Consider the following 26,810-nt stretch of genomic DNA (forward strand, 5'->3'; position numbering starts at 1 on the left):
CTATTTTTCCACTCGGATGTCAAAATAATCCATAACTAATTCACAAAACATCATATTAGCCCATGAAAACCATTCTCTTGTATAATTTTCAGGATTATCTACGTCAAAACCTTCATGCATCAAATGAGTCCCCGCATCTGTGGCAACTAATAAATCTAAAATTCGTTCTTTTTCAGCTTTATCTTTGGTTGTCATTCCTTCCATTGCTAAAGCAATCGGCCACACGTAATTTTCTGGTGTATGCGAGCTACCAATCCCTTTCGCGAATTTGCCTTCATAGAAGTAAGGATTTTCTTTACTTAATAAGGTTTGACGGGTTGTTAAATATTGTTCATCCTCTGTTGAACAATAACCCAGATAAGGGGCTGCTACTAAATTGGGAACATTACTGTCATCCATCACGCTTGCATTGCCTAAGCCATCCACTTCATACGCATAAATCGTTTCGTTATTTTGATTTTTTGTTCGTCCAAATGTTTGAATGCCTTCTTCAATCTCTTCTTGTAATTTTTTAGCAATCGCCACAATCGTAGCATCTTCTAAAACATCAGAGAAAATTTCTTGAATATAGCCTAAAATTACAACTGCAAACATGTTAGAAGGAACTAAGTAACCATATTGGCAGGCATCATCACTAGGACGGAAGCCTGACCATGTCATCCCTGTTTTGCCAACTGGTGTTCCTTTCCCTGCTTCAACCAACGTATCTTCTTGACGCCACGTATCTCGTTCAAATAAATAAGGTGACTGTGCGTGATCTTGTTCTGTTGTGAAAACGTTGAGAATTTTTTTGACGCCTTCCACAAAATCTGAATTAAATTGTTCGGTCATCCCAGTATTTTTATAAAGTAAATAGGCTAATTGGACCGGGTAACATAATGAATCAATTTCATATTTCCGTTCCCAAATCCAGCCATTCATTTCTGTCTTATCAGTTTGATGGCCTGCATGATTATCTGTTTCATTAAACGCATTGGCATAAGGATCAATGCAAATATAACGAAACTGGCGCTTAACCAACCCAGCAATCATTTGAGCAAGATCTTCGTCTTCTTTCGCAATCACTAAATATGGACGAACTTGCGCTGTTGAGTCTCTTAACCACATTGCTGGAATATCGCCTGTTAATAAAAAGGTAGTACCATCTTCTTGACGTTTCACTGTTGTTAGTAAAGTATTGGCAAAGGCCGCCTGAAAGTTTTTTGCCCAATCTTGATGTGCTTCACCGCATTTTTCTGTAATTGTCTCCATAAATGTTGCTACGGATTTTGGAACTTCTGTATAAACCATTCTCGTCACCTCTTAAATTTGATATATCATTTTACAATTGAATTATAGCGTTTACATTTCACTTTGTCTAGTGATTTCGATCATTTTTTTCATTTTAAAACCAATTAATTTATGGTAAACTATAAATAAGATATATCTTATTGTGAGGTGAAATGAATGAAGCAACCATTATATCAACAAATTATTGATTATTTACAAAATGAAATTGATTCTGGGCGATTGCCTGTTGGAGCGCAAGTGCCTACCGAAAAAGAATTATCGGCTCAGTTTAACGTCAGTAGAATTACGTCCAAACGAGCGCTAACTGAGTTGGAAACGCAAGGCGTAATCCAACGTCACCAAGGAAAAGGAAGTTTTGTTCAAGCACCAAAGCATCCTCTTCATACCTCTTTAAATAAAGTTCTTTTTTTATTGCCTTTTGCAGACGATTTATCAGTAGGAAATTTCTATAGCGGTTTGGCCCCTACTATTCAAGCAGCTGGTTTAGAAGTCTTTATGACCTCGCCTAATTTTTTGAGAGAGAAAAATGCTGCGGACATTGTGAATGAGTTTGCCGGGCTTGTCTATTATGCTGCTACTAGTAATGACTACCTCGACTTATTGTTTGAGTTGGCTTTGATGAATTTTCCAGTCGTTGTCTTGGATAAAAAGATCCATGATTTACCTTTTGCAACCATTCAATCAGACAACTTTGCTGGTGGTAAAACAGCAACCGAACGCTTAATTGGCTTAGGACATACAAAAATTGGATATATCCTTTCAGGAAGTCCGGCCCTACAATCCGTTCGGCAACGTTATTTAGGTTATCTCCAAGCTTTAAAAGAAGCCAATCTGGCGTTCCATACAGCAATCACGGAAACCAATCTCTTAGATGAACACAACTTTAAACAGTATTTTGAGGCGCACCAACTTACAGCCGTGGTCTGCGATAATGACTTCAGCGCGTTACATTGTTTACGAAACTGTAAAAACCTAGGTATTCATGTGCCAGAAGAATTATCGATTATTGGTTTTGACGATATTCAAGCAGCAGCATTTGTCGAACCGCCATTAACAACCATGGCGCAAGACTTTAAAGAAATGGGAAAACTAGCTGGTGAAGTGTTATTACAAACGATGCAACAAGACATTCAAATCATAGAAGACATTCAAGTACCTGTCACATTAATTGAAAGAGAAACCATTTCTACTGTTTCAAAATGAGCCAAAAAAGAAGAGCGTGGGACAAAAATCACTTTGGATTTTTGCTCCACGCTCAAAAACTAATAAACGGCGGGAACAGAAGCAACTCCTTCGGAAATAAGCCGAAATTCTCCAAAAATTAAAGAACAATTTTCGGAAATTCCTTCTTATTTCTCGGAGTTAAACACTTCTGTCCCGACCTCTTCTTTTTATTCCTTAGTGCTAAACGTTTTGGTATCTACCTCTTTTTTAAACAACGCTTTTAGTTCTTTGATAAAGTAGCGACCAATCGGACTGATTTCCCGATTTTTGGGAAAGAGTAAACAAATACGATTTTCCAAAGCTGGCGCCAATGGCACTAACCGAATTTCTTTCTTCGTAAAACCCGTTACGACACCTGAACCAGAAGCATAAGCATTGGTTTCTACCAACAAATTCATCAAGGTTCCACGATCCGTAGTATGAATGACCGATTCCTGTTCAGGAATTTCAACTAAATCTTCAGAAAAATAGGAAAAATTGCTTCCTTCTTGATTAAAGCGAACTTGTGGATAGGGAACTAATTCCTCTAAATGAATTTCTTTTTGCTTGGCTAAAGGATGATGATTTCCTAAAAAAATGTGTGTATTAAAAGTACTAATTACCTCGTAGGCTAGATTAGCTTGTTCTAAATACCGTTCAATACTGACACTATTTTGTTCATTTAAATAAATAATCCCCAACTCACTGTGAAATCCTTTGACGTCTTCAATTACTTTTAAGGTTGTGGTTTCAAAGACACGAAAATCTTTATATTGATCCCCATACTTTTTAAGAACTTTGGCAATTACCTCACCTAAAAAATCGTAATGTTGCGAAGAGATGGAGAATCGTTCGCTGGTCACTGTCTCGCGATAGCGATTTTCCAATAACTCCATTTGAACTAAAACTTTCTCTGCTTGTTCTAAAAAAACCATTCCTTCTTCTGTTAAAAAAGCACCCTTATTGGTACGTAAAAAGAGGGAAATCCCTAGTTCTTCTTCTAATTCCCGAATACTATTTGACAAGCTAGGTTGTGTAATAAATAGTTTTTTGGCTGCTTCCCGAAAACTCCCATTGTTAGCTATGGCAGCAACATACTTCATTTGTTGAATATTCAACCCTTTTTCCTCCACACACTAATCATTTGAAAAATAAATCTTACGCCCATTCAACGGCTGAAGGGGCCGATTGTTAAAGGCCAACATACCTTCCTTGATCTTATTTAAAAAGGCTTGATCCATTTTTTGAATGGTATCAAATACAAACCATTTCACTGGACCCTTAGTTGGCGGTGTTGTTAACGAGCCTACATAATGGTAGTGTAGACGCTCCTCTGGTAAAAAGATTGACGGATTAAACCATTGTTGGTGCGTGCCGTTTTCCCAGTCCATCGGATGATTCGCTTCTGAAAAACGATTTTCTTCCTCTGTGATGGTAAACAGGCAACCGACAACTAAATTTTCGCCAGCATCATTCATATGAACCAAATGGAATTCTAGCGGATACTGCTTTCCCGACAGCAAATGTTCGCTAGGCATATGAAAATGGATATCGGTTAAATGATACGCAACATTTTCAAACATTACGTAACTTTCCGTATTTGGTGGTACAAAATGAAACGTATTTTTGAATTCCTTTTCAGTGAATTCTTCTTTTTTATAATGAAACGTAATCTGAGAATTTATTGTCTCAGCACTTTCTTTTTCTAAAGCAATTGGCGATTGATAAGCAAACTTAGCACCTTCTGCAAACCAGTCACATAGCGTATGCCAATGTTCTGGTCCATCGTTGCCTGTATAGCTCCATTCAACGTCCATATTTTTTATTTTTTTCATACACTCTTCCTTCATTTCCACATAGTAATCAGGTAAAACTCATGTTAAAACTCTATCCTAACATCTTTTCTACGTCAAACAAAAGAACTTAGATCATTACGCGCCTCGGCAAATGACCTAAGTTCTCCTACCGTTAAATCTGGTTACTGAAAATGACACTAAAAATCAGACGACAAGAACCATCTTTAGTTCAACGGTTATTTGCCCCAGTTTTCAGGATCTTTTTTCCATTCTTGTAATAAGGTAACATCTTTTTCTTCGATATAGTTTGCTTCTAATGCAGCATCAATTAAAGTTGAGTAATTGGTTAACGTTAGTAACGTCATCTGTTTATCTGCAAAATTTGCCGTTCCTTTGGGTAACTCATAAGTGAAGATTGCCGCAACGCCTAAAACCGTTGCTCCTTCACGTTCCGCCGCTTCTGCCGCTTCTAACACGCTACCGCCGGTTGAAATTAAATCCTCGATAACTACCATTTTTTGTCCTTCAGAAATTCGGCCTTCAATTTGATTCCCTTTGCCGTGGTCTTTGGCTTTACTGCGGATATAAACCATTGGTAATCCTAAAATATCGGCTACCCATGCCGCATGTGGAATCCCTGCGGTAGCTGTCCCAGCAATCACTTCGACTTCTGGGAAAGTCTCTTTAATTTTTGCCGCTAAGCCTTCTGCAATTTCTTTACGCACAGCAGGATAACTCATCGTGATACGGTTATCACAATAAATCGGGCTTTTTATGCCACTAGCCCAGGTAAACGGCTCATTAGGGTTTAAAAATACCGCTTCAATATCTAATAAATCTTTGGCAATCTTTTTTGCTACTTTTGTCATGTTACTTTCCGCTCCAGTCTTTTTTGATTTCTTGATAGGCTTCATAAGGATTTTCTGCTTGGGTAATAGGTCGGCCAACAACGATATATGTGGACCCGATTTCGCGAGCATGTTGCGGCGTTACGACCCGTTGTTGGTCACCTACTGCACTTCCTGCTGGACGAATACCAGGTGTTAAGCAAATAAACGTCTGCTTGGTTGCTTCTTGAATACCACGTGCTTCTAATGCTGAACAAACCACGCCATCCAGACCCGCTTTTTCCGCACATTTAGCATAATGAATGACACTTGTCTCTAAAGAAACGTTGATTAATTGATCATGGTGCATCTCTTCTTCACTAGTAGAAGTCAACTGGGTTACAGCAATTAACTCAGGAACCTTAGCGCCTGGCTGAGTCCCTTTGATTAGACCTTCCTTAGCTGCTTGCATCATTCGAACGCCCCCTGCTGCATGGACATTGGTAATGGCAACGCCTAATTTTGCTAAATTTGTCATCGCTTTTTCCACAGTATTCGGAATATCATGTAATTTTAAATCCAAGAAAACATCATGTCCTTGTTCTTTAAGCCAGCGAACAATCGCTGGTCCTTCTGCGTAAAAAAGTTCCATCCCCACTTTAACAAACAAGGCTTCTTCCTTAGGAAATTTTTCTAAAAAAACAGCCACTTCTTTTTGCGTGGGAAAATCTAACGCAATAATTGGTCTATCGTGCATTTTGCTGCCCCTCTCTCACTTCTTTAATTAATTGTTCCAACGATTCAATGCCTAACTCTTCCATTCGCTTAGGTAATCCGTCAATCAACTTCGGACAAATATATGGATCTGTAAAGTTGGCCGTACCAACCCCGACAGCGCTAGCACCTGCCATGAACATTTCCAAGACATCGTCCACTGTTTGAACACCGCCCATTCCAATAATTGGCAACTGAGAAACACTGGCTACTTGTCGGATTAAGCGAATAGCAACAGGTTTAATGGCTGGTCCAGATAGTCCACCAGTTTGATTGGCTAAAATAGGTTTTCTCGTTTTTAAATCAATGCGCATCCCTAGCAATGTATTAATCATAGAAAAACCGTCTGCGCCCCCTGCTTCAATTGCTTGGGCGATCGGCACAATGTCCGTTACGTTTGGTGATAGTTTAACATAAATCGGAACAGAGGCGACTTTTTTGACTGCTTGTGTTAATTGAAAAGCAATGTCTGGATCTGTACCAAAAGCTATGCCGCCATGTTTCACATTAGGACAGGAAATATTCAGTTCAATTGCTTTGACGTTAGGCGCTTGCCCAATTTTTGTGCAAACAGCCACATAGTCCTCTTCGCAAGCACCTGCAACATTTGCGATAATCGGTAAGTTAGGGTATTTTTCTAATTTCGGTAATTTTTCTTGCATAACCACTTCTAAACCTGGATTCTGCAATCCAATGGCATTTAGCATACCACTAGGTGTTTCAGCTACACGTGGTGTGGGATTTCCATATCGTGCTTGGGGCGTTGTTGCCTTAATCATAATTGAACCTAATTGATCAAGGTCATAATAGTTAGCATATTCTTCCCCGAACCCAAAGCAACCACTGGCGGGAATAATTGGATTTTTTAATGTTAAACCTGGAATTGAAACGGCTAAAGGATTTTTCATCATAAGATAACCTCACTTGCTTTAAAAATCGGACCTTCATCACAGACCTTGACACTTTTTGCTCCAGTAGTGTCTCCTTTTTTATGGCAAACGCAGGCATAGCAAGCCCCAATTCCACAGGCCATCCGTTCTTCTAAAGAAAGGTAAACGTGTGGATGTGTTGGAAATAAAGAATCAATTGCTTTTAACATACCATTCGCACCACAAGCATACACTGCATCAGGGATCCGTCCTTTTGCTAACGCTTCTGACAATAAACGGCCCACGTTGCCATGAGCGCCAAACGAGCCGTCATCTGTGGCAAAATGTGTTTCTCCTAATGCCATAAATTCTTGTTGGTAATAAGCAACCTCTTTTGATGCATAACCAAGAAAATGAATCACTTTCACGCCTTTTTCATTGAGTTGTTTTGATAATTCATACAATGGGGGAATCCCGATTCCTCCACCAACGATAAAAGCAGTTTGACCAGCTGCTACGGTAGTTATATCAAAGCCGTTTCCTAAAGGACCTAAAATATCTAATTGTTCACCAGCCTTCATGGCAGCAAACACTTCCGTTCCAGCGCCTTCGACTCGATAAATCAAACGACAGGTTTCATTCGAATGATCAATTTGGTTGATGCTAATCGGTCGCCGCAAAAGTAAATCTGCACGCGGAACCTTGATATGCACAAACTGTCCAGGTCGTGTCATCTCTTTCACTAACTCGCCTTGTAAGTCTAACTGATAAATCCGTGGCGCTAACTGTTTTTGAGCTACAATGGTCATCATTTCTTGCTTTCTCTGCATCAGTATCCTTCACTCCTTTATTCTCTGATTCCCCTATAAATGATTTTCTATTTCTTCGTAAAATAATCTGGAACAGTCCTCCTCAGACGATTGTTCCAGATTTTTGCTTAAATGGCTTCTGTCGTAAAGGCTCTTGATTCTAACACTTTTAAAATCGCATTTGCTGTGTCAAGTGAGGTAAACAACGGAATCCCATGTTCGACTGCTTCCCGACGGATTGAAAACCCATCTTGGTTGGCACTGGAACGATTTTTATCCATGGTATTGATTACCACTTGTGCATTCCCATTACGAATGACATCGAGCACGGTTTCCCCTTCAGGATTAGAAATTTTCGTCACTTTCTTAACAGGCAACTGATGCTTCGCTAAAAAGTCAGCGGTTCCTTCCGTTGCGACTAAACTATAGCCAATTGCTGAAAAACGCTTAGCAATTTCTAAAGCCTCTTCTTTTGTTTCATCAGCAATGGTGAAAAGTACAGCCCCATAACTTGGCAAATGTAAGCCAGATGCTTCAAAGGCTTTATACAAGGCTTTTTCTAAATAATAATCACTACCCATAACTTCCCCAGTTGATTTCATTTCAGGCCCTAAGTACGTATCTACTTTTTGTAGTTTCGTAAAGGAGAATACAGGGGCTTTCACATGAACTTGTTTACTTTCAGGATATAATCCATCTTGATATCCTAGGTCAGTCAGTTTCTCACCAAGAATCGCTTTTGTAGCAACTTGGGCCATCGGAATCCCTGTGATTTTACTTAAGAAAGGAACTGTTCGACTCGCACGAGGATTCACTTCAATCACATAAACACGATTTTCATGAATAACAAATTGAATATTCATCATGCCTACACAGTTTAAACCAAGTGCCAGTTTTTTTGTATAGTCGGCAATCGTTGCTTGAATTTCTTGAGAAAGATACTGCGGTGGATAAACCGCCATTGAATCACCAGAATGCACGCCAGCTCGTTCAATATGTTCCATAATCCCTGGAATTAGTACTGTTTCACCATCACAAATGGCATCAACTTCACATTCTTGTCCCAATAAATAGCTATCAACCAAGACAGGATGTTCTGGAGAAGCTTTGACTGCATGTCGCATATAATCTTCCAAATCCTTTTGATTTTCGACAATTTCCATTGCACGACCACCTAAAACATAACTTGGACGAACTAAAACGGGATAGCCGATACGATCAGCAATCACGACTGCTTCTTCTGCACTTGTGGCCGTATCTCCTGGTGGTTGAGGAATCGCTAACTCTTGCAAAGCTTGTTCAAATAAATCACGATTTTCCGCACGATCTAAATCTTCAATCGTTGTTCCAAGAATTTTAACGCCTTGTTTTGTGAGCGGCTCAGCTAAATTAATCGCTGTTTGTCCACCAAATTGGACGATCACGCCAATCGGATTTTCTAAATCAATCACATTCATGACGTCTTCTAAAGTTAATGGCTCAAAGTATAATTTATCAGAAACAGAGAAATCTGTTGAAACTGTTTCAGGATTACTATTCATAATAATTGCTTCATAACCAGCCGCTTGGATCGCTTTGACAGAATGAACCGTTGCATAATCAAACTCGACCCCTTGACCAATGCGAATGGGACCAGAACCTAATACTAGTACAGAAGGCTTTTTCGAAACATTGCTTTCGTTTTCCACTTCATACGTGCTATAAAAATAAGGCGTGTGTGATTCAAACTCTGCAGCACACGTATCCACCATTTTATAGACGGGCACAATTTGATTGGCTCTGCGGAAGTCAGCGATGGCTTGTTCTGTTTGTCCCCAAAGTGCTGCGATTTTCCGATCAGAAAAGCCATTTTGTTTGGCTTCTTTCAAGACAGCTACGTTGTCCACGTGACTTTCAAGGGTCGTTTCAATTTCGATAATGTGTAAAAGTTTATCCAAGAAGAATAAATCAATTTTCGTTAAACTTTGTAATTCTTCGATGCTATATCCTCTACGAATGGCTTCTGATAAGTAGAACAATCGATCATCTTGCGCATGGACCATTTTCTTCGTTAATTCTAAATCACTGACATGACTTAGTTCTGCTAACTCGTTGTGATAAGCACCAATTTCTAAAGAACGAACTGCTTTTAATAAGGATTCTTCAATATTGCGGCCAATTGCCATGACTTCCCCGGTTGCTTTCATTTGCGTTCCTAGTTCTCGAGCACCTTTTTCAAATTTATCAAAAGGCCAACGAGGAATTTTGGAAACAACATAGTCCAAAGCGGGTTCAAATTCGGCATAAGTGGTTCCAGTAACTGGATTTTTCATTTCATCTAATGTTAAACCAACAGCAATTTTTGCAGCTAACTTCGCAATGGGATACCCTGTGGCTTTACTAGCAAGTGCAGATGAGCGAGAAACACGAGGATTCACTTCAATCACATAATAATTAAAGCTATGCGGGTCCAAAGCTAATTGAACATTACAGCCACCTTCAATTTTTAATGCACGAATAATTTTCAAAGACGCATCTCGCAACATTTGGTATTCATAATCTGATAAGGTTTGACTCGGAGCAAAAACAATCGAATCCCCAGTGTGAATGCCGACAGGATCAAAGTTTTCCATGTTACAAACCACAATCGCATTATCAGCCGAATCACGCATCACTTCATATTCAATTTCTTTAAAACCAGCAATACTTTTTTCAATTAAACATTGTGTAACTGGTGATAATTTCAGACCGTTTTCAGCAATTTGGCGGAGTTCTTCTTCCGTATCACACATGCCGCCGCCTGTTCCACCTAAAGTAAATGCGGGACGAACGATAATTGGATAGCCAATTCGTTTGGCAAAAGCCACGGCTTGTTCCACCGTATTGACAATTTCACTTTCTGGAATCGGTTGTTCTAATTCTTCCATCAATTGTTTAAATAAATCACGGTCTTCCGCTTGGTCAATCGCACTGAGCTTTGTTCCTAGCAATTCTACATTTAGCTCATCTAAAATTCCTGATTCCGATAATTCCATCGCCATATTTAATCCAGTTTGACCACCTAATGTTGGTAGAAGAGCATCAGGACGTTCTTTTCGCAAAATTCTTGAAACAAATTCTAAAGTAATCGGTTCGATATAAACATGATCCGCGATTTCCTTATCGGTCATGATAGTCGCTGGATTTGAGTTTACTAAGACAACTTCATACCCTTCTTCTTTTAGCGCTAAACAGGCTTGTGTGCCTGCATAGTCAAATTCTGCTGCTTGTCCAATAATGATTGGTCCTGAACCAATCACCATGATTTTCTTGATGTCCGTTCGTTTTGGCATTAGTTTTGCTCCTTCCATGCATCCATTAATTCCATAAATTCGTCAAATAAATGAAGACCATCGTGCGGTCCTGGAGCCGCATCTGGGTGATATTGCACAGTAAAAGCTGGATAATCTCGATGACGCACGCCTTCAACCGTTCCATCATTGACTTCCACGTGGGTCACAAGTAATTTTTCTGGATCAATTGTTGCTTCATCTACGGCATATCCGTGGTTTTGTGAAGTGAAATCAATGCGTCCTGTTGCAATTTCTCGTACAGGATGATTCAAACCGCGATGTCCAAACTTCATCTTATACGTATCCGCACCATTTGCTAATGAAAATAACTGATGACCTAAGCAGATGCCGAAAATTGGAACTTTTCCTTGGATTGCTTGAATCATTTCAATAGCTTCAGGCACATCTTTGGGATCTCCAGGCCCATTTGTCAACATGACACCATCGGGACTTAATTCTAAAATCTCTTCGGCCGTTGTATTATAAGGCAACACGGTTAAGTTGCATTGCCGTTTTGATAATTCTCGCAAAATACTATGTTTCAACCCAAAATCAACGACGACCACATTACGCCCAATACCTGGACTCGGATAAGGCTTAGTGGTGGAGACTTGTGCCACTTGATTTTTCGGCATGACTGTCGCTTTTAATTGATCAAACGCATGCGGCAAATCATCCACGGCATCAATGATGCTCCCCTTCATTGTTCCAGCTGATCGTAACTTACGAGTCAGCGCACGCGTATCAATTCCTGAAATTCCCGGAATCCCTTTGCGCTTTAAAAATTCATCCAAGGTCATTTGTTGACGCCAATTTGAAGCAACCCGCGCATGCTCTTTAACAATGACACCTTTACAGGTTGGTGCAATGGATTCATAATCATCTCGGTTGACCCCGTAATTTCCAACTAATGGATACGTAAAAGTAATCATTTGTCCATTAAAACTTTGGTCAGTAATTGCTTCTTGGTAACCTGTCATGCCAGTAGTAAAAACAACTTCTCCTACTACATTGCCTTCTGCACCAAACGCTTTTCCTTCAAATACTGTTCCGTCTTCTAAAATCAATAACCTTTTCAAACCTACTGCGCCTCCTCCGACCAAGCTAATGCTCCGTCAACAAATGTCATAAGTGTCTTTCCTTTGACTGTCCACCCTGTAAATGGTGTATTGACAGCCATTGATTCAAATGCTTCTGCATCAATTGGTGCAGCTGTTGCTAAGTCAAAAACTGCAATATCTGCTGGTGCACCAATTGTTAGTGTTCCTGCGTTTAATCCAAAAATTTCTGCCGGTTTCACTGCCATCCAATCAATTACTTGTTCTAATGTGAAAATGCCTGTTTCGACAAAGTTCGTATAAATCAATTGGAAGGCCGTTTCACTACCGACAATGCCAAAAGGTGCGTTTAAAAATGATTGTTGTTTTTCTTCTAAACCATGGGGCGCATGGTCGGTAGCAATACAGTCAATCGTGCCATCTAACAAGCCGTCAATCAATGCTTGTCGATCTGCTAAACCACGTAATGGCGGGTTCATTTTCCAAAACCCTTCGTCACCAGGAATATCCTCATCGACTAAAATTAAATGGTGTGGCGAAACTTCGGCTGTTACGTGAATCCCTGCTTTTTTAGCATCTCGAATAACGCGCACGCTTTCTTCTGTTGAAACATGACAAACATGATAATGAACGCCTGTTTCTTTTGCTAAAGTAATATCCCGAGCAATTTGTGAAGCTTCCGTTGCACTTAAAATCCCTGGTAGGCCTAATTTCTTAGAAACTTCTCCTTCATGCATCACACCACCAAATAATAAAGATTCATCTTCCGTGTGCGCAACAAGCGCCATATTTAATGCAGCCGCTTCTTTCATGGCTAAGTACATCGTTCCTGCCGTTTGGACACCAACACCATCATTCGTAAATGCAAAGGCGCCCGCTTCTTTTAAGGCCTTCTGATTGGTTAAAACTTCACTCCGTAGCTCTTCTGTAATGGGGGCATATTGTAAAACTTTCACGACTGCATCTTTTTGAATTAAGTCGTAAACCTCACTTAATTTTTCAGCCGTATCTGGTACTGGATTCAAATTGGGCATTGCGCAAACCGTAGTAAAACCACCGCGAGCAGCAGCTTTACTACCCGTTTTAATCGTTTCTTTATACGTAAAGCCTGGTTCTCTAAAGTGAACATGCACATCCACCAAGCCTGGCGTGATTAGTTGCCCGTTCGCATCAAACACTTGCTCAAAATCTGCTTCGTCAAACGATTCCCCGATTGCGTGAATCACACCATTTTCTAGCCAAAGTGCTGCCTCAATCAATTGATTCTCTTTTTTGATGATTTTTCCATTCTTAATTAACGTCTTCATTTCTCCACCTAGGCCTTTCCATGTAAAATTGCTTCTAAAATTGCCATGCGCATAAAGACTCCGTTACTCATTTGCGCGACGATTCTTGATTGCAGACTTTCCACTAATTCATCTGCCAGTTCAACATCCCGATTGACTGGCGCTGGATGCATAATAATTGCGTGTTTCTGTAAACGAGTTGCCCGTTCGTTGGTTAAACCATATTCCAAATGATAGCCTTCTTTTGAAAAACTTTCCTTACCATCATGACGTTCGTGCTGCACGCGAAGCAACATCATCACATCGACTTTTTCAACAATTTCATCTAATGGCACATATTGTCCATAGACATCAAACTGATGATCGTACCACTCTTCTGGACCTGAAAAATAAATTTCAGCGCCTAAACGGTTTAATAACTGCATATTTGATTTAGCAACGCGAGAATGTGTAATATCTCCCACAATCGCCACTTTCAAGCCTTCAAATCCACCAAATTCTTCATAAATAGTCATCAGATCCAATAAACATTGTGTAGGGTGTTGTCCACTCCCGTCCCCACCGTTAATAATAGAACATTGAATCGTTTTACTTTGAATCAATTCATCGTAATAATTTTCTTTGCCATGACGAATGACTGCTACATCTACACCAATTGCCGACATCGTTAGTACTGTGTCGTATAACGTTTCTCCTTTTTGAACAGAACTTCTACTTGCTTCAAACTCAATCACTTCTAAGCCTAATTTTTTCTCAGCTACCTCAAAACTTTTATGTGTTCGAGTACTATTTTCAAAAAACAAGTTTGTTGCAAAATATTGACGTTCTTCTGGGTGCCATTTTGCCCCCTGTTTAAATTCTCCTGCGCGACGGATTAACCCCATGACTTCACGGTCGGTTAAAGCCTCTGCAGTTAAAAGATGTTTTAAACTAATTCGTTCAGATGTAATAATCATTCGTCCAGTCCTCCTACTGTTCTTCGCTACGTGCGTTTTCCGGTAAAATTAAATTCAAAACAATTCCTAAGACGGTTGCTAATGCCATTGAAGACAATTCAAAGGTTCCTACTTTGAAGACTAAGCCACCAATGCCGATGACTAAAATTACTGAAGCAATCAATAAATTCTTTTTCTTATCAAAATTAATCTTATTATCGATTAAGATTTTCAAACCACTTGCGGCAATCACACCGAACAAGACGAAACTAATTCCTGAAATAACTGGTCCTGGGATACTTAGAATCAAGGCACTTAATTTTCCAACAAAGCCTAAAGCTACAGCGAACACCGCGGCTCCACCAATCACGAAGACACTGTGTACTCTTGTAATTGCCAACACGCCGATATTTTCACCATAACTTGTAACTGGCGGTCCACCAACAAAACCTGCTACAATTTGCGCTAAGCCATCTCCCATTAAAGTTTTAGATAAGCCTGGGTCTTGGAAAAAGTTGCGCTTGGTTAATTTATTCAAAACCATTAAATGACCAATATGTTCTGTCATTGTTACAAAAGCAATTGGTGCCATTGTTGTAATGGCATTTAAATACAATTTCGGTTCATATTGAACAAAAGGTACTTCAAAATTCGGTAAAGCAAACCACGCGGCTTCTTTAATAGGGGTTAAGTCAATAATTCCGAAAGCTAAAGCGACTAGATACCCACTAACAATTCCCAAAAGAATTGGAATTAATCCTAGGAAGCCTTTGAAAAACATGTTGTAAAAAATGGTTAAGCCTAAAGTAATTAAGGCTACGGCAATATATTTAAAATCATAAACATTGTTGTTATACATTGCGTTATTTGCGGCGTTAGCAGCCAAGCCTAAACCGATAACCATCACGACAGGTCCTACAACGATAGGCGGTAAAATTTTATCCAACCAGTCGGAACCAATTTTTTTAATGATTAATGAAACGATTAGGTATACCAAGCCGGTTGTCATAGCACCTTGGGCAATGGCTGGATAACCATCACTCTTCATTAACATCTGCATCGCTGCAATAAAAGCAAAGCTACTGCCAAGATAAGCGGGGATTTTTCCTTTTGTAGTAATCAGATAGACCATTGTTCCTAATCCTGAACTGACTAACGCAATCCCTGGGTCAATTCCTACTAAGATTGGTACTAAAACCGTTGCACCAAACATCGTAAATAAATGTTGTAAACTTAGGCCAACCCAGTGAAAAGCTTGCGGTCTGTCTTTAATATCTAAGACTGCATCCTCATTTCGAAATTCTTTTTCTGACAACGTTGTTCACTCCTTTTTATTCGTTTCCTTTACTGATCATAATACGATCTGCACCGTCGCGCTCTTCCATTTCCACAATAATTTCCTCAGTTTTTGATGTTGGAATATTTTTTCCTACATAATCGGCACGAATCGGTAGTTCCCGATGTCCACGATCTACTAAGACTGCTAAAGAGATTTTTCTCGGACGACCTAAATCCATAACAGCGTCCATCGCAGCACGAATGGTCCGGCCAGTGTACAAGACATCATCCACTAAAATAACTTCTTTACCTTCAATTGAGACTGGTACGTCAGAAGAATGTAATTCAGGTTCCTCCATATCTTTCACATCATCACGATACAAAGTAATATCTAATTCACCAACTGGCACGTCAATATCTTCTAATTGTTTTAAGCGTTCGGCTAGACGTTGTGCAATGTATATCCCACGCGTTTTAATTCCTACTAAAACAATGTCTTGAATTCCTTTGTTTCTTTCAATAATTTCATACGAGATTCGAGTAAGCGCTCGTTTCATTGTGACTGCGTCAACAACTTCTTTCTTTGGCATAATAATTTCCTCCTCATTTCTTTTTTATCTACGTCCTCGCTGTCTTGGGGTCAGCGATTCTTCCTTCAATTGAGCAGCTGAAAAATAAGTGGATTTTTATTGAAATTGTCCTGTTATTTTTTCCAACAAAAAATCCTCCTACCCGTATGAGGATAGGAGGATGTTGGTTACAGTTTAAAAAGGTACAAGGGTACCATGTAGCCCACACAACTTACTAACTAAGCGCACCTAGTGTTCTTTTGCATGATTCCTTCTTAGCCTCACGGGACTAAACTTAAAGGTTACAGTTATTTAGTTATTTTTCTTCTTAAAAAAGAGTTTACCTCTTCTTCAGAAAAAAATCAATGATTATTTCTTAATTGGTGTAAAGTTTTTTCAAAAACTTCTGGTAAAGGTGCTTCAAAGACTAATTGTTCACCTGTAGTAGGATGTGTAAAGCCTAATAACTTCGCATGTAAAAATTGTCCATTGCCAGGCAATGTTTTTTTCGGTCCATATAATGGATCTCCAGCTAATGGATAACCGATATATTTCATGTGAACACGGATTTGATGTGTCCGGCCTGTTTCTAGTTGTAATTCAACTAAGGTAAATGCATCAAAACGCTCTAAAACAGTAAAATGCGTGACTGCTTCTTTACCGCCTTCAATGACCGCTTGCATTTTGCGGTCAACCTTGGAACGACCAATAGGCGCATTTATCTCTCCCTTATCGTGAGGAATAACACCGTGGACCAAGGCAACGTATTTACGTAATGATGTTTTTTCTTTTAGCTGTTTCGCTAATGATTCATGGGCTTGATCATTTTTAGCCACCATCAATAGCCCCGAAGTATCTTTATCAATTCGATGAACAATTCCCGGTCGCACCACATCATTAATCGCCGATAAGTGATCCGCATGATGAAGTAACGCGTTTACTAATGTACCCTTGGGATGCCCTGCCGAAGGATGAACGACCATGCCTTGAGGTTTGTTGACGACAATCACATCATTGTCTTCATAAACAATGGTCAATGGAATATCCTCTGCTACCATATCTAGAACTTCTGGTTCAGGAATTGTTACAACAATTTCATCGCCTGCTGTAACTTTGTAATTTGCGCGGACCGTTTCACCGTTAACTGTTACGTGTTTTTCTTTTAACCATTGTTGAATTTGCGAGCGGGAATGATTGGGTAAATGTTCACTTAATACTTTGTCAATCCGGCCTTTTTCTGTTTGAATCGTTACGTTAATTTGTTCCATTTTTGCCTTCCTTTGCTGCTTTTTCATCTAAAATCAAATAAATAAATATACAAATAACGCCGACCACTAACGTACTATCTGCAACATTAAAAATAGGAAAATTCATAAAATCCGTTTGGAGCATGTCCACCACGTAGCCTAAACGTACACGATCAATAAAATTCCCAATGGCACCTGCTAAGACAAAAGATAAACCTACAGAATACCAGATACTTTTTTTATAATTCTTAATTAATAAATAAATAATCACGACACTAACAATTACTGTGATGACATAAAAGAATATCATCTTTCCTTCTAATAAGCTCCAAGCGGCTCCGGTATTTCTTAAATGGGTCAGCGACAAAAATCCAGGAATGAATTCTTTTGTTTCACCCAAAGAAATGTTTTGGACCGTCAAATATTTGCTCCATTGGTCAAGCCCTACTAATAAGGCACTGATTAAAAAATATACTACTAACAATCGCGTCATTCCTTTTCTCTATGAATACTTGCTAAATCTCTTGGTCGAACAATGCCTACTAACTCACCATTAGGATGGCCACTTTTACTAATAAGCACAGCTTCTAAGCGTGGCTGCTCCCGAAACATTTGTTCAACTTCAAAAACGGTTGCTTCAATTGAAACAAATTGATAGTTGCTGCGTTTATAATTTGATGCCAACAATTCTCGCACCGTTCGGTTGGCAATGTGAACTTCGCCTTTGGTGCTCTCAATGGCAAACCATACACCAATCCCTCGAACCGTGATTAATCCTTTAAATACACCTTTTTCATAAATCGGAAATTGGGAATATTGTTTTTTTGCAATAATCGTTAATAACGTTTCTAAAGAAGTGGTGATTTCAAAAGCTGTAACACGTTTCGCAAATTTAGGCACTACTTTTTCTGGTTTTGTTAAAGCTTGTTCAATCGTTTCAATTCGTTGAACTGCCCATTCGTTTGGCTCTGCAATTACAAAATCATCAGCAATTCGCTCATGAACGATGGCATTTCTTAACTGAGCCATTTGAAGCAAATCCTCTTCAAATTGAGCAATCTGTCCTTTTTCTTTTCGGGAAAGACGTCTTGTCATTTCACTGAATCCCATATTGACAGGATTGTTCAGTCTCTCTCTCATCCACTTTTCAATGCGATTAAAGTGTGCTAAAAATGTATCTGCTCGTTCCCCCATAGTCGTTGCTCCTTATAATAAACTACGCAATAAATTTCCGTCATTATTTTTTATTGAGCTACTTTCAAGTATATACTAAAAATAGGTCTCAGGAAAGAGCGGCTTTAAAAGAGACCGCTCGCTTGACCCGTTTCGTCCACATCCATATTTAACGCAGCAGGAACCTTCGGCAAGCCAGGCATCGTTAAAATGTCACCCGTTAACGCCACGATAAACCCTGCACCGATTTTTGGAACTAGCTCACGAATCGTAATCGTAAATCCTTCTGGCCGTCCTAATTTTTGAGGATCGTCAGAAAGTGAATACTGTGTCTTCGCCATGCAAATTGGTAATTGATCCCAACCATTTTTTGTAAAGTCTGCGATTTGCTTTTGCGCTTTCGGAGAAAAAATCGCCTGTTCCCCGCCGTAAATCGTTTGTACAATGGCTTGAATTTTTTCTTCAATAGTTTGGCGATGATTATATAAAGGTTGAAACTGTTTTGTATTGGCTTCAATCTCTGCTACTACTGTTTTCGCTAGGTTCGTGCCACCTGCGCCACCTTGCGCCCAAACACTTGTTAACTCGACGGGCACGCCTAACGCTTGGCAAGCTTCTTTCAACAGTTGAATTTCCTTCTCTGTATCCTGTGTAAACTCATTAATTGCAACAACTACTGGTACATCATAACGTTGCATGTTTTGAATATGTTTTTCTAAGTTGGTAAAGCCTTTTTGTAACGCTGGTAAATTTTCTTCTGCTAACTGATCTTTCGCCAAACCGCCATGCATTTTCAACGCGCGAATCGTTGCCACAATCACAACGGCATCGGGTGCTTTTCCTAAAGAAGGTACTTTAATATCTAAAAATTTTTCGCCACCCAAGTCGCCACCAAAACCTGCTTCTGTTACGACATAATCCCCTAGATGCAAAGCTGTTTTTGTCGCTAAAATACTGTTACATCCATGAGCGATATTGGCAAAAGGACCACCGTGAACAAAAGCTGGAGTTCCTTCAATCGTTTGAACTAAATTAGGTTTTAAGGCGTCTTTTAATAATAAAGTCAGGGCACCTGCCACGTTTAAATCTTTAACCGTCACCGGCTCTCTTTGGTCATTATAGGCGACAATAATCCGACTTAAGCGTTCTTTTAAGTCCGTTAAATTTTGCGCTAAACAAAGAATCGCCATAATTTCGCTTGCCACAGTAATATCGAAACCGTCTTCTCTTGGTACACCTTGGAAAGGACCGCCTAAACCAACAACGACCTGTCTGAGCGCACGATCATTTAGATCCACTGCCCGTTTCCAAATCACCCGTCGAGAATCAATCTTTAATTCATTTCCTTGCTGTAAATGATTATCTAGTAACGCAGCTAAGGCATTATTGGCTGTCGTAATCGCATGCATATCACCAGTAAAATGCAAATTGATTTCTTCCATTGGTAATACTTGTGCGTAACCACCACCTGTTGCGCCACCTTTAATCCCCATCACAGGACCTAATGATGGTTCTCTTAGGGCAATAACTGTTTTTTTATTGATTTGATTTAATGCATCTCCTAAACCAATGGTCACGGTTGACTTTCCTTCTCCTGCTGGCGTTGGATTAATCGACGTAACGAGGATTAATTTACCTTCTGGTTGCGCTTCTAAGGATTGAAGCGTTGGAAAATCTATTTTCGCTTTGTATTTCCCATAAAGTTCTAGCGAATCTTCTGAAAGACCGATTGTTTCGGCAATCTCTTGAATAGGTTTTAATGTTGCTGCTTGTGCAATGTTAATATCTGTCTTCATAACGGACCCCTTTTCAATTCTTTATCGTCTTTGTGACACATTGTTTCTTTTAAATTATAGCTTGTATTGAATAGAATGGCTAGAATAACCTTTTTTAAACAACCCAACCATTGACGTTTGGTAGCCTTTTCTCGTATAATGAAAGTGTCTTTACAAATCTAAAAGGAGCGTGAATTGGATGCAAAAAGGAATTGTCAAATGGTTCGATAACAGAAAAGGTTATGGTTTTATCGTTTACAACGAAGAAGATGAGATTTTTGTCCACTTCACTGCTATAGAAGGTGACGGATTCAAATCACTTGATGAGAATCAATCTGTAGAGTTCGAGATAATGGAAGGCAATCGTGGGCTACAAGCAGCACATGTCAAAAAAATAGATAACTAAAAAAGCTGAACCATCAACGCTTTGCTCCAAAAAGTAAGTAAACGTAGCGTTTGTTTCAGCTGATTCTTTTAAGATTTTGAGAGTGGGTCACCAGTCGTTTCGACTTATGACTCACTCTTGTTTTTTTCTTCTTTTTTATGAAGGCCCAAAGAATGATCTTCTGCTACCTTCAATTCAGGCTTTTTTACCTTAAGTGCCTCAAGAAATAACGGAATCGTTTTCTTTTTCATTAAAAAGACTTTTGAGCCTTCCTTAAATTCTGAGGAAAAAATTTCGATGCTTTTTTCATTGTAGGTTACTTTTTCTATCTGAGAAAGTGGAAGTGCTTTTTTGCGAAACCACAAAACATCTCTGACAATTAAAGATGTTTCTGTCATGTTAAAAGACCGCGCAATTCCTAGATAAGCAAACACAAAAAATGGAACCATCACCAGATTACTAATCAAGTAAGGACCATTATTTTCCAATGCTAAAATTAAACTAATAAATAATATACAAAATGTGCAAGACCAGTAAATAATTGTTGATGCTAATTCTGGCTGCCAATAAAATTTCTGTTTTTTCATAAAGTGCCCTCACTACTTCTGGATCAACGCCGCTAAATTTAATATGTTATAATAGTAACATACTTTTTTTAAGAACAAAAAGAAATTAGGAGTAATTTTATGTTAAGAATTTATGTAGATGCTGCAACAAAAGGCAATCCAGGTGAATCTGGCGGCGGTATCGTTTACCTCACCGACCAATCGCGGCAACAATTGCATGTGCCTTTAGGCATTGTTAGTAATCACGAAGCCGAATTTAAAGTGCTGATTGAAGCTTTAAAACAAGCGATTGCCAATGAAGACAATCAACAAACCGTTCTTCTCCACTCAGATAGTAAAATTGTTGTCCAAACAATTGAAAAAAACTATGCTAAAAATGAAAAGTACCAGCCTTATTTAGCAGAATATCAACAACTAGAAAAGAATTTTCCTTTGCTCTTAATCAAATGGCTACCTGAAAGTCAAAACAAAGCGGCCGATATGCTTGCACGGCAAGCATTACAAAAATTTTATTCCAATAAAAAGTAGCACAGATTAGTCAATGCTTTTCCTTTATTAATTTGATAGTTAAGCGTGGAGCAAAAATCCCTAGTGTTTTTTGCTCCACGCTTAAAAACAGATAAACGGTTCTGTCTCAACCTCTTCTTATAATCACTTATTCTTCTGTCGTTATTCCCGCAAATTGTCCATTGGTTAGCGAAAGGATTGCTTCAGGCGCTAATTCAATTTGCATGCCACGTTTGCCTGCAGAAACAATAATTGCAGAATATTGTTGAGCTTCTTCAGCCAAATAGGTGGGAAATTGTTTTTTCATCCCAATTGGTGAACAGCCCCCACGAATATAGCCTGTGGTTGCTTCTAAATCTTTTAAGTGAAGCATTTCTACCTTTTTGTTGCCACTAGCTTTCGCTAATTTTTTCAAATCTAATTCTTGATTACCAGGAATGACAGCCACCACTGGACCTGTTTTATTACCTACTGTAACCAAGGTTTTAAAAATTCGTCCTTTTTCAATACCTAAACTTTCAGCGACACTTTCTGCACTTAAATGATCTTCACTCCAAGCGAATTCATATTCTTTATATGGTACTTTATGTTGTTCTACCATGCGCATCGCATTCGTTTTTTGTTGTGTTTTTTTCTTTGCCACTTTTTTCACCTTCTGAATCACTTGTTTTGTTCGAATGTCTTTAAATAATTTCTTAATACTTGTACGGATAGTTGGCCTGGTGCAGACGCTTGCTGGGCTGAGCCAAAAGTTAGTGCCGACCCGAACAGTTGACCTGTTACGCGACTAATCATCCCTAACTGTCCCATTGACATAGTAACGATTGGGACGGATGCATAATGGGTGTACATTTCATTGGTTGCTGAAAGTAACGTAAGTACATCTGTCGCATCTCGTGGCATCACAGCTATTTTACAAATATCCGCCTGACGCATTTGCATTTGGCGTAACCGCGCGACAATCTCCTCTTGCGACGGTGTTTTCTGAAAGTCGTGATTACAGAGAACAATTTTAATCCCCGCCTTTTTAGCTTCGTGAATTAACGTATCTGCCGCCAGCGGATTCGCAAATAATTCAATATCTAATAAATCCAACGCACCCTTTTTCACTAATTCATGATACAAAGCAAAATAATTTTCCTCAGAAAAAGCCATTTCGCCGCCTTCTTTTTGTGTACGAAAAGTTAACAATAACGGTTTTTGCCCCAACCGTTCCATTACTTGTTGTGAAAGATTACATACATCGGAAAAATCAGCGACATTTTCATAATAGTCTAAACGCCATTCCACCAAATCACAATCTAGTGTTTGGCTCGCCGTTGCTTCGGCCAAAATATCCTCGGCTGTTGGAGCAACAATGGGCACCACAATTTTGGGATTCCCTTCACCTATTCGCACATTTTTGACTATAACTGGCTTCACAGTTCCACCTAACTTCCTCGTTTGTTTTTCTCTCTTCATATCATACCATTTCTATTCTTTTTTGCAATTTAAAGAGCTACAAAGACACCTAGAATTAGGAATTTCCTAACACTAAATGCCTTTGTTTGGGTTATTTAACTCTTTCTGTTGTTACGTTAAACTTCCGTACTTTGTAACTGATACATATCCGCATAAAGGCCACCTTCTGCCAGTAACGTTTCGTGCGTTCCTCGTTCTACAATCTGCCCTTTGTCTAAAACTAAAATCAAGTTTGCATCACGAATCGTCGAAAGGCGATGCGCAATCGCAATTGTCGTTCTCCCTTGACGCATTTTGGCTAATCCTTCTTGAATCAATCCTTCTGTTTCTGTATCAATATTAGCGGTTGCTTCATCTAAAACTAAAATTTTGGGATCAGTCACAATCGTTCGTGCAAACGAAATTAATTGACGTTGCCCGCTAGAATAACTCGCTCCTCGTTCAATGACTTTCGCATGATAGGTATTGGGTAACGTGTGAATAAATTTATCTGCCTGAACAAATTCCGCAGCCTGTTTAATTTGTTCATCTGTAATATTGGGATTCAGTAAACGGATATTTCCAGCAATATCTCCATAAAACATGAAAGCATCCTGTAATACCAAGCCCATCTTTTCCCGTAATTCTGTCATGGGAAAATCACGAATGTCTCGATCATCAATTAAAATCTGCCCTTCATAAAATTCATAGAAACGCATGAGTACATTAATAATTGAACTTTTACCACTTCCTGTATGACCGACTAAAGCGACGGTTTCCCCGGGATTTGCGACAAAGCTAATATTTTTCAATACTTCGTTTTTGCCGTCATAAGAAAAAGTAACATTGCGAAATTCAATTTTCCCGCGAATAATTTCCCCATTCGCACCTACTGATTGTTGCGGCGTTAATTCTTCCGTATCCATAATTTTTAAAATACGACTACCTGCGACAATCCCATCTGTAAAGATACTTAGGAAGTCCATCATTTGTGTCATCGGATTAAAAAAAGCTTGGACATACGTTACAAAAGCATAAATCATCCCCGCTTCTACAGGAGAATGTAAAGCATCGATGCCAAACATAGTTAAGGCCAATGCAATCGCCAACGTATACAACAAATTAATGATGGGACTTAATAATAACGAATTCATACGAATCATTGCTACTCGTGTTTTTAAATAGTCATCATTGGTTTCTTCAAATTCTTTTTCCAAACGCTTTTCTTGGCGAAATTGTTGAATGATTTGCATACCAGAGATGTATTCATTTAGTTTGGTGTTTAATTGACTTAATTTTTCCCGCATACTGCGATATAATTTTGAACTAAATTTTTGGTAATACCAAATTACAACTAATAAAATTGGCAAGAAAATTAGACAATAAAATGAAATTTCTGGACTGAGTTGAAACATTGCAAAAAATGACGAGATTACGGCAAAAATTCCTGTAATCACCATTAAGAATACATACCAGAATTCAAACAATGTTTCTGTGTCATTTGTAACACGAGACACCGTCGAACCCGCTGGTGTTTGATCAAAATAACGCATACCTAAAGTGTGTAATTTTTCAAATAATTTCACTCGTATATATTGATACGTTTTTAAAGAAGCCATCGAATACAAATACCATTGGAAAAACCAAACAATACTTTTGACAATGACACCAAAAAAATAAATAGCAGCAAAAGTTAGAATCACTTGCATTGTAGCAGTTTTAGGCGTTAAATAATTATCCATAAAAACTTGAATGACTCTAGGCAAAAGAATATTGATAATTGATAAGCCAAACGCAAAGAGAATAGCTGTGTAAAACATGCGTCGAAATGGTTTGGCAAAACGAAACAAATGCTGAACAATCGTTAATTGTTCTTTCAGCGGTAACTCTCTGGACCATTCGGATTGATACTTTTCTTCCATTAATTCTCACTCCCTTCAATTTTCGCTTCTAATTGCTGTTTTTCCCACATCCGCTGATACCAACCCTTCTGAGCCAGTAACTCCTGATGTGTCCCCCGTTCAATAATTTTCCCTTCATCCAACACTAAGATTTCTTTGGCATGCATGACACTACTTAAACGATGCGCTGTAATGATAGTGGTTTTTTCTTGGCGCGTTTCTTTTAGATTTGATAAAATCGCCTCTTCAGTCTTCGCATCGACTGCAGATAAGGCATCGTCTAAAATTAACAATTCTGGTTCAACAATCAAGGCCCGTGCAATAGAAATCCGTTGTTTTTGTCCTCCAGAAAGCGAAACGCCACGTTCCCCAACCATTGTGTCATAGCCTTCAGGGAATGCTTTAATTTCTTGGTTAATAAATGCTAATGCTGCCGCTTGTTCAACTGCTGCTTGTTCTAAGTCTGGTTTAGCAAAACGAATGTTATCTCGTACCGTCATGGAAAAGAGAAAATGGTCCTGTGGCACGTACCCCATTGCACTCATCAATGCATCTAGTGTGTAATTTTTAATGTTATGTTTTCCAAAGGAAATCGTTCCTTGGTATTGGTCATATTCACGCATCAGCAACTTCAAAATAGTGGTTTTACCAGCGCCTGTTTTGCCAACAATCCCCAAGGTTTCTCCTTCTTGCAACGAAAATTGGATATTTTCCAATGCCACCGTCTCTTCTTTTGGATAAGAAAAAGAATCAATCTTCATTGAAATTGTCCCTTGCGCCATTGTTTTGATGGCATCTTTTCGTTCGATAATATGCGTTTTTTCATGTAATAATTCGTTCACACGATCGTAACTAGCATTCCCACGTTCTAACACATTAAATAAGCGCCCAATCGCAAACATTGGCCAAACTAGCATCCCAATATAGGCAATGAAAGAGACCAACTGACCTAAACTAATCGTTCCTTCCATGATGAAACGACCACCAATAATAATTGTCAAAACATAAGAAACACCAATAATCAGCGTAATAAAAGGATCAAACAGTGCATCTAAAAAGTTCGTTCGTTTATTTTTGACGATAGCATCATCAATTTTCTCTGTAAAATCAGCAAGATCTTCTTTTTCTTGCCCAAATGTTTTAATGACTTTAATTCCAGTGATACTTTCTTGTGTTTTATCATTAATCGCTGAAAAAGCAGCTTGTGAATCTCGAAAGGCATCATGCAACTTAGAACCTAGAACTCGTGAAGTGACGGCTAATAAAGGCAGCGGTAATAAAGCAATTAATGTTAAGCGCCAATCGACAAATAGAACCATTGCGATAATCGTTGTTCCTCCCGTAATCACAGAGTCGGCAAACGTTAAAATCCCAGCTCCAGCCACATTTTGGATGGCATTTAAATCATTGGTTGCATGCGCCATCAAGTCACCTGTCCGATATTTCTGATAAAAGATGCTATCCATTTTTGTGAAATGATGAAATAATTGAGTCCGTAGCTCTTTTTCCAAACGAGCCGCACTCCCCCAAATATGCATCCGCCAAATATAGCGAAAAAGATATTGGGCAAGCCCAGCACCAATCAAGAGTGCAACCCACACGATAATTTTCGTTAAGCGAATTTCTTTGTTAACGATTTCATCTACAACGACGCCAATAACTTTGGGCGGGACTAATTGAACAAGAGCGACCATCATTAATGAGAAAACCCCAATAATATAACTTTTTTTCTCTTGCTTAAAAAACCAGCCTAATTTTTTGAATATGGACATTCAGTTGTCCCTCCTTTTACTTTGTTGTTCTACGAAGAC

General features: G+C 39.0%; 25 protein-coding genes. 3 read left to right on the forward strand and 22 right to left on the reverse strand.

What is annotated here, in order from left to right; genetic code table 11:
* A complete protein-coding gene (locus IGK82_RS07220; RefSeq protein ID WP_002365728.1) occupies positions 1–1,290 on the reverse strand; it encodes a glycoside hydrolase family 125 protein in 1,290 nt (429 codons plus the stop codon).
* Between the two features lie 156 nt (positions 1,291–1,446).
* Here IGK82_RS07220 and IGK82_RS07225 point away from each other — a divergent pair, with 156 nt between their 5' ends.
* Positions 1,447–2,493, forward strand: coding sequence for a GntR family transcriptional regulator (locus IGK82_RS07225; RefSeq protein WP_002360181.1), 1,047 nt, complete (start codon positions 1,447–1,449; stop codon positions 2,491–2,493).
* 188 nt (positions 2,494–2,681) lie between these two features.
* Here the strand turns inward: IGK82_RS07225 and IGK82_RS07230 are convergent, their stop codons facing one another.
* The 16 genes from IGK82_RS07230 to IGK82_RS07305 all read right to left on the reverse strand — a co-directional run bounded on the left by IGK82_RS07230 (position 2,682) and on the right by IGK82_RS07305 (position 20,221).
* Positions 2,682–3,611: a LysR family transcriptional regulator gene (locus IGK82_RS07230; protein ID WP_002361904.1), complete on the reverse strand. Its 930-nt coding sequence runs from the start codon at positions 3,609–3,611 to the stop codon at positions 2,682–2,684.
* A gap of 18 nt (positions 3,612–3,629) precedes the next feature.
* Complete coding sequence (locus IGK82_RS07235; RefSeq protein WP_002394492.1) at positions 3,630–4,343, reverse strand: carbonic anhydrase; 714 nt, start codon at positions 4,341–4,343, stop codon at positions 3,630–3,632.
* 182 nt (positions 4,344–4,525) lie between these two features.
* Positions 4,526–5,158, reverse strand: coding sequence for an orotate phosphoribosyltransferase (gene pyrE, locus IGK82_RS07240; protein ID WP_002357418.1), 633 nt, complete (start codon positions 5,156–5,158; stop codon positions 4,526–4,528).
* 1 nt (position 5,159) lies between these two features.
* Positions 5,160–5,873 (reverse strand): orotidine-5'-phosphate decarboxylase, encoded by a 714-nt coding sequence (gene pyrF / locus IGK82_RS07245; protein WP_002365730.1) that lies wholly within the window; start codon positions 5,871–5,873, stop codon positions 5,160–5,162.
* Entirely contained in the window at positions 5,863–6,801 is a 939-nt protein-coding gene (locus IGK82_RS07250; protein WP_002394493.1) for a dihydroorotate dehydrogenase, read from the reverse strand. Before IGK82_RS07250 ends, pyrF begins: the two co-directional genes overlap by 11 nt.
* Positions 6,798–7,589 carry a dihydroorotate dehydrogenase electron transfer subunit gene (locus tag IGK82_RS07255; RefSeq protein WP_002397350.1) on the reverse strand — a complete coding sequence of 264 codons (792 nt, stop codon included), beginning with the start codon at positions 7,587–7,589 and terminating at the stop codon, positions 6,798–6,800. Before IGK82_RS07255 ends, IGK82_RS07250 begins: the two co-directional genes overlap by 4 nt.
* Before the next feature lie 107 nt (positions 7,590–7,696).
* The gene (gene carB / locus IGK82_RS07260; RefSeq protein WP_002357414.1) at positions 7,697–10,879 is read right to left on the reverse strand and encodes a carbamoyl-phosphate synthase large subunit; all 3,183 of its coding nucleotides are present in this window, start codon (positions 10,877–10,879) and stop codon (positions 7,697–7,699) included.
* A complete protein-coding gene (locus tag IGK82_RS07265; protein WP_002360175.1) occupies positions 10,879–11,958 on the reverse strand; it encodes a carbamoyl phosphate synthase small subunit in 1,080 nt (359 codons plus the stop codon). Before IGK82_RS07265 ends, carB begins: the two co-directional genes overlap by 1 nt.
* A 2-nt stretch (positions 11,959–11,960) precedes the next feature.
* On the reverse strand, positions 11,961–13,244 hold the full coding sequence (locus IGK82_RS07270) for a dihydroorotase (protein ID WP_002357412.1): 1,284 nt from the start codon (positions 13,242–13,244) through the stop codon (positions 11,961–11,963).
* A gap of 8 nt (positions 13,245–13,252) precedes the next feature.
* Positions 13,253–14,179 (reverse strand): aspartate carbamoyltransferase catalytic subunit, encoded by a 927-nt coding sequence (locus IGK82_RS07275; protein WP_002357411.1) that lies wholly within the window; start codon positions 14,177–14,179, stop codon positions 13,253–13,255.
* A gap of 13 nt (positions 14,180–14,192) precedes the next feature.
* Positions 14,193–15,473: a solute carrier family 23 protein gene (locus tag IGK82_RS07280; protein WP_002357410.1), complete on the reverse strand. Its 1,281-nt coding sequence runs from the start codon at positions 15,471–15,473 to the stop codon at positions 14,193–14,195.
* Between the two features lie 16 nt (positions 15,474–15,489).
* Positions 15,490–16,029: a bifunctional pyr operon transcriptional regulator/uracil phosphoribosyltransferase PyrR gene (pyrR, locus tag IGK82_RS07285; RefSeq protein WP_301280621.1), complete on the reverse strand. Its 540-nt coding sequence runs from the start codon at positions 16,027–16,029 to the stop codon at positions 15,490–15,492.
* Between the two features lie 338 nt (positions 16,030–16,367).
* Positions 16,368–17,273, reverse strand: a complete 906-nt coding sequence (locus tag IGK82_RS07290; RefSeq protein WP_002357408.1) for an RluA family pseudouridine synthase — start codon at positions 17,271–17,273, stop codon at positions 16,368–16,370.
* A complete protein-coding gene (gene lspA, locus IGK82_RS07295) occupies positions 17,260–17,736 on the reverse strand; it encodes a signal peptidase II (RefSeq protein ID WP_002360174.1) in 477 nt (158 codons plus the stop codon). Before lspA ends, IGK82_RS07290 begins: the two co-directional genes overlap by 14 nt.
* Positions 17,737–17,741: 5 nt before the next feature.
* Positions 17,742–18,446: a CBS domain-containing protein gene (locus IGK82_RS07300; protein WP_002360173.1), complete on the reverse strand. Its 705-nt coding sequence runs from the start codon at positions 18,444–18,446 to the stop codon at positions 17,742–17,744.
* Positions 18,447–18,550: 104 nt separating this feature from the next.
* Positions 18,551–20,221: a formate--tetrahydrofolate ligase gene (locus tag IGK82_RS07305; RefSeq protein ID WP_002378379.1), complete on the reverse strand. Its 1,671-nt coding sequence runs from the start codon at positions 20,219–20,221 to the stop codon at positions 18,551–18,553.
* Positions 20,222–20,399: 178 nt separating this feature from the next.
* Between IGK82_RS07305 and IGK82_RS07310 the strand changes: the two genes are divergently transcribed.
* Positions 20,400–20,606: a cold-shock protein gene (locus tag IGK82_RS07310; protein WP_002357404.1), complete on the forward strand. Its 207-nt coding sequence runs from the start codon at positions 20,400–20,402 to the stop codon at positions 20,604–20,606.
* A gap of 104 nt (positions 20,607–20,710) precedes the next feature.
* Here IGK82_RS07310 and IGK82_RS07315 read toward each other — a convergent pair whose 3' ends face one another.
* Complete coding sequence (locus tag IGK82_RS07315) at positions 20,711–21,172, reverse strand: EbsA family protein (protein WP_002357403.1); 462 nt, start codon at positions 21,170–21,172, stop codon at positions 20,711–20,713.
* Between the two features lie 99 nt (positions 21,173–21,271).
* On the opposite strand from IGK82_RS07315, the gene IGK82_RS07320 reads away from it, so the two are divergent.
* Positions 21,272–21,679: a ribonuclease HI family protein gene (locus IGK82_RS07320; RefSeq protein WP_002364051.1), complete on the forward strand. Its 408-nt coding sequence runs from the start codon at positions 21,272–21,274 to the stop codon at positions 21,677–21,679.
* A 127-nt stretch (positions 21,680–21,806) separates the two neighbouring features.
* Here the strand turns inward: IGK82_RS07320 and ybaK are convergent, their stop codons facing one another.
* The 4 genes from ybaK to IGK82_RS07340 all read right to left on the reverse strand — a co-directional run bounded on the left by ybaK (position 21,807) and on the right by IGK82_RS07340 (position 26,771).
* Positions 21,807–22,322, reverse strand: coding sequence for a Cys-tRNA(Pro) deacylase (gene ybaK / locus IGK82_RS07325; protein ID WP_002393364.1), 516 nt, complete (start codon positions 22,320–22,322; stop codon positions 21,807–21,809).
* Positions 22,319–23,080 carry a type I 3-dehydroquinate dehydratase gene (aroD, locus tag IGK82_RS07330; RefSeq protein WP_010820865.1) on the reverse strand — a complete coding sequence of 254 codons (762 nt, stop codon included), beginning with the start codon at positions 23,078–23,080 and terminating at the stop codon, positions 22,319–22,321. Before aroD ends, ybaK begins: the two co-directional genes overlap by 4 nt.
* A gap of 155 nt (positions 23,081–23,235) precedes the next feature.
* Positions 23,236–25,020 carry an ABC transporter ATP-binding protein gene (locus IGK82_RS07335; RefSeq protein WP_010820866.1) on the reverse strand — a complete coding sequence of 595 codons (1,785 nt, stop codon included), beginning with the start codon at positions 25,018–25,020 and terminating at the stop codon, positions 23,236–23,238.
* Entirely contained in the window at positions 25,020–26,771 is a 1,752-nt protein-coding gene (locus IGK82_RS07340; protein WP_010820867.1) for an ABC transporter ATP-binding protein, read from the reverse strand. The genes IGK82_RS07335 and IGK82_RS07340 overlap by 1 nt, the downstream gene beginning before the upstream one ends.
* Positions 26,772–26,810: the final 39 nt, after the last annotated feature.

It is taken from the genome of Enterococcus sp. AZ197 (assembly GCF_050556405.1).
Classification (GTDB): domain Bacteria; phylum Bacillota; class Bacilli; order Lactobacillales; family Enterococcaceae; genus Enterococcus; species Enterococcus faecalis.

What these genes read in the sequence shown, in the direction of transcription:
- IGK82_RS07310 (WP_002357404.1), top strand. Translation starts at nt 20,400, where the DNA reads ATGCAAAAAGGAATTGTCAAATGGTTCGATAACAGAAAAGGTTATGGT.
- IGK82_RS07275 (WP_002357411.1), bottom strand. Translation starts at nt 14,179, where the DNA reads ATGATTATTACATCTGAACGAATTAGTTTAAAACATCTTTTAACTGCA.
- IGK82_RS07300 (WP_002360173.1), bottom strand. Translation starts at nt 18,446, where the DNA reads ATGGGGGAACGAGCAGATACATTTTTAGCACACTTTAATCGCATTGAA.
- carB (WP_002357414.1), bottom strand. Translation starts at nt 10,879, where the DNA reads ATGCCAAAACGAACGGACATCAAGAAAATCATGGTGATTGGTTCAGGA.
- IGK82_RS07320 (WP_002364051.1), top strand. Translation starts at nt 21,272, where the DNA reads ATGTTAAGAATTTATGTAGATGCTGCAACAAAAGGCAATCCAGGTGAA.
- IGK82_RS07335 (WP_010820866.1), bottom strand. Translation starts at nt 25,020, where the DNA reads ATGGAAGAAAAGTATCAATCCGAATGGTCCAGAGAGTTACCGCTGAAA.
- IGK82_RS07220 (WP_002365728.1), bottom strand. Translation starts at nt 1,290, where the DNA reads ATGGTTTATACAGAAGTTCCAAAATCCGTAGCAACATTTATGGAGACA.
- IGK82_RS07235 (WP_002394492.1), bottom strand. Translation starts at nt 4,343, where the DNA reads ATGAAGGAAGAGTGTATGAAAAAAATAAAAAATATGGACGTTGAATGG.
- IGK82_RS07290 (WP_002357408.1), bottom strand. Translation starts at nt 17,273, where the DNA reads ATGGAACAAATTAACGTAACGATTCAAACAGAAAAAGGCCGGATTGAC.
- IGK82_RS07315 (WP_002357403.1), bottom strand. Translation starts at nt 21,172, where the DNA reads ATGAAAAAACAGAAATTTTATTGGCAGCCAGAATTAGCATCAACAATT.
- pyrF (WP_002365730.1), bottom strand. Translation starts at nt 5,873, where the DNA reads ATGCACGATAGACCAATTATTGCGTTAGATTTTCCCACGCAAAAAGAA.
- IGK82_RS07340 (WP_010820867.1), bottom strand. Translation starts at nt 26,771, where the DNA reads ATGTCCATATTCAAAAAATTAGGCTGGTTTTTTAAGCAAGAGAAAAAA.
- IGK82_RS07255 (WP_002397350.1), bottom strand. Translation starts at nt 7,589, where the DNA reads ATGCAGAGAAAGCAAGAAATGATGACCATTGTAGCTCAAAAACAGTTA.
- IGK82_RS07225 (WP_002360181.1), top strand. Translation starts at nt 1,447, where the DNA reads ATGAAGCAACCATTATATCAACAAATTATTGATTATTTACAAAATGAA.
- IGK82_RS07270 (WP_002357412.1), bottom strand. Translation starts at nt 13,244, where the DNA reads ATGAAGACGTTAATTAAGAATGGAAAAATCATCAAAAAAGAGAATCAA.
- pyrE (WP_002357418.1), bottom strand. Translation starts at nt 5,158, where the DNA reads ATGACAAAAGTAGCAAAAAAGATTGCCAAAGATTTATTAGATATTGAA.
- IGK82_RS07250 (WP_002394493.1), bottom strand. Translation starts at nt 6,801, where the DNA reads ATGATGAAAAATCCTTTAGCCGTTTCAATTCCAGGTTTAACATTAAAA.
- IGK82_RS07305 (WP_002378379.1), bottom strand. Translation starts at nt 20,221, where the DNA reads ATGAAGACAGATATTAACATTGCACAAGCAGCAACATTAAAACCTATT.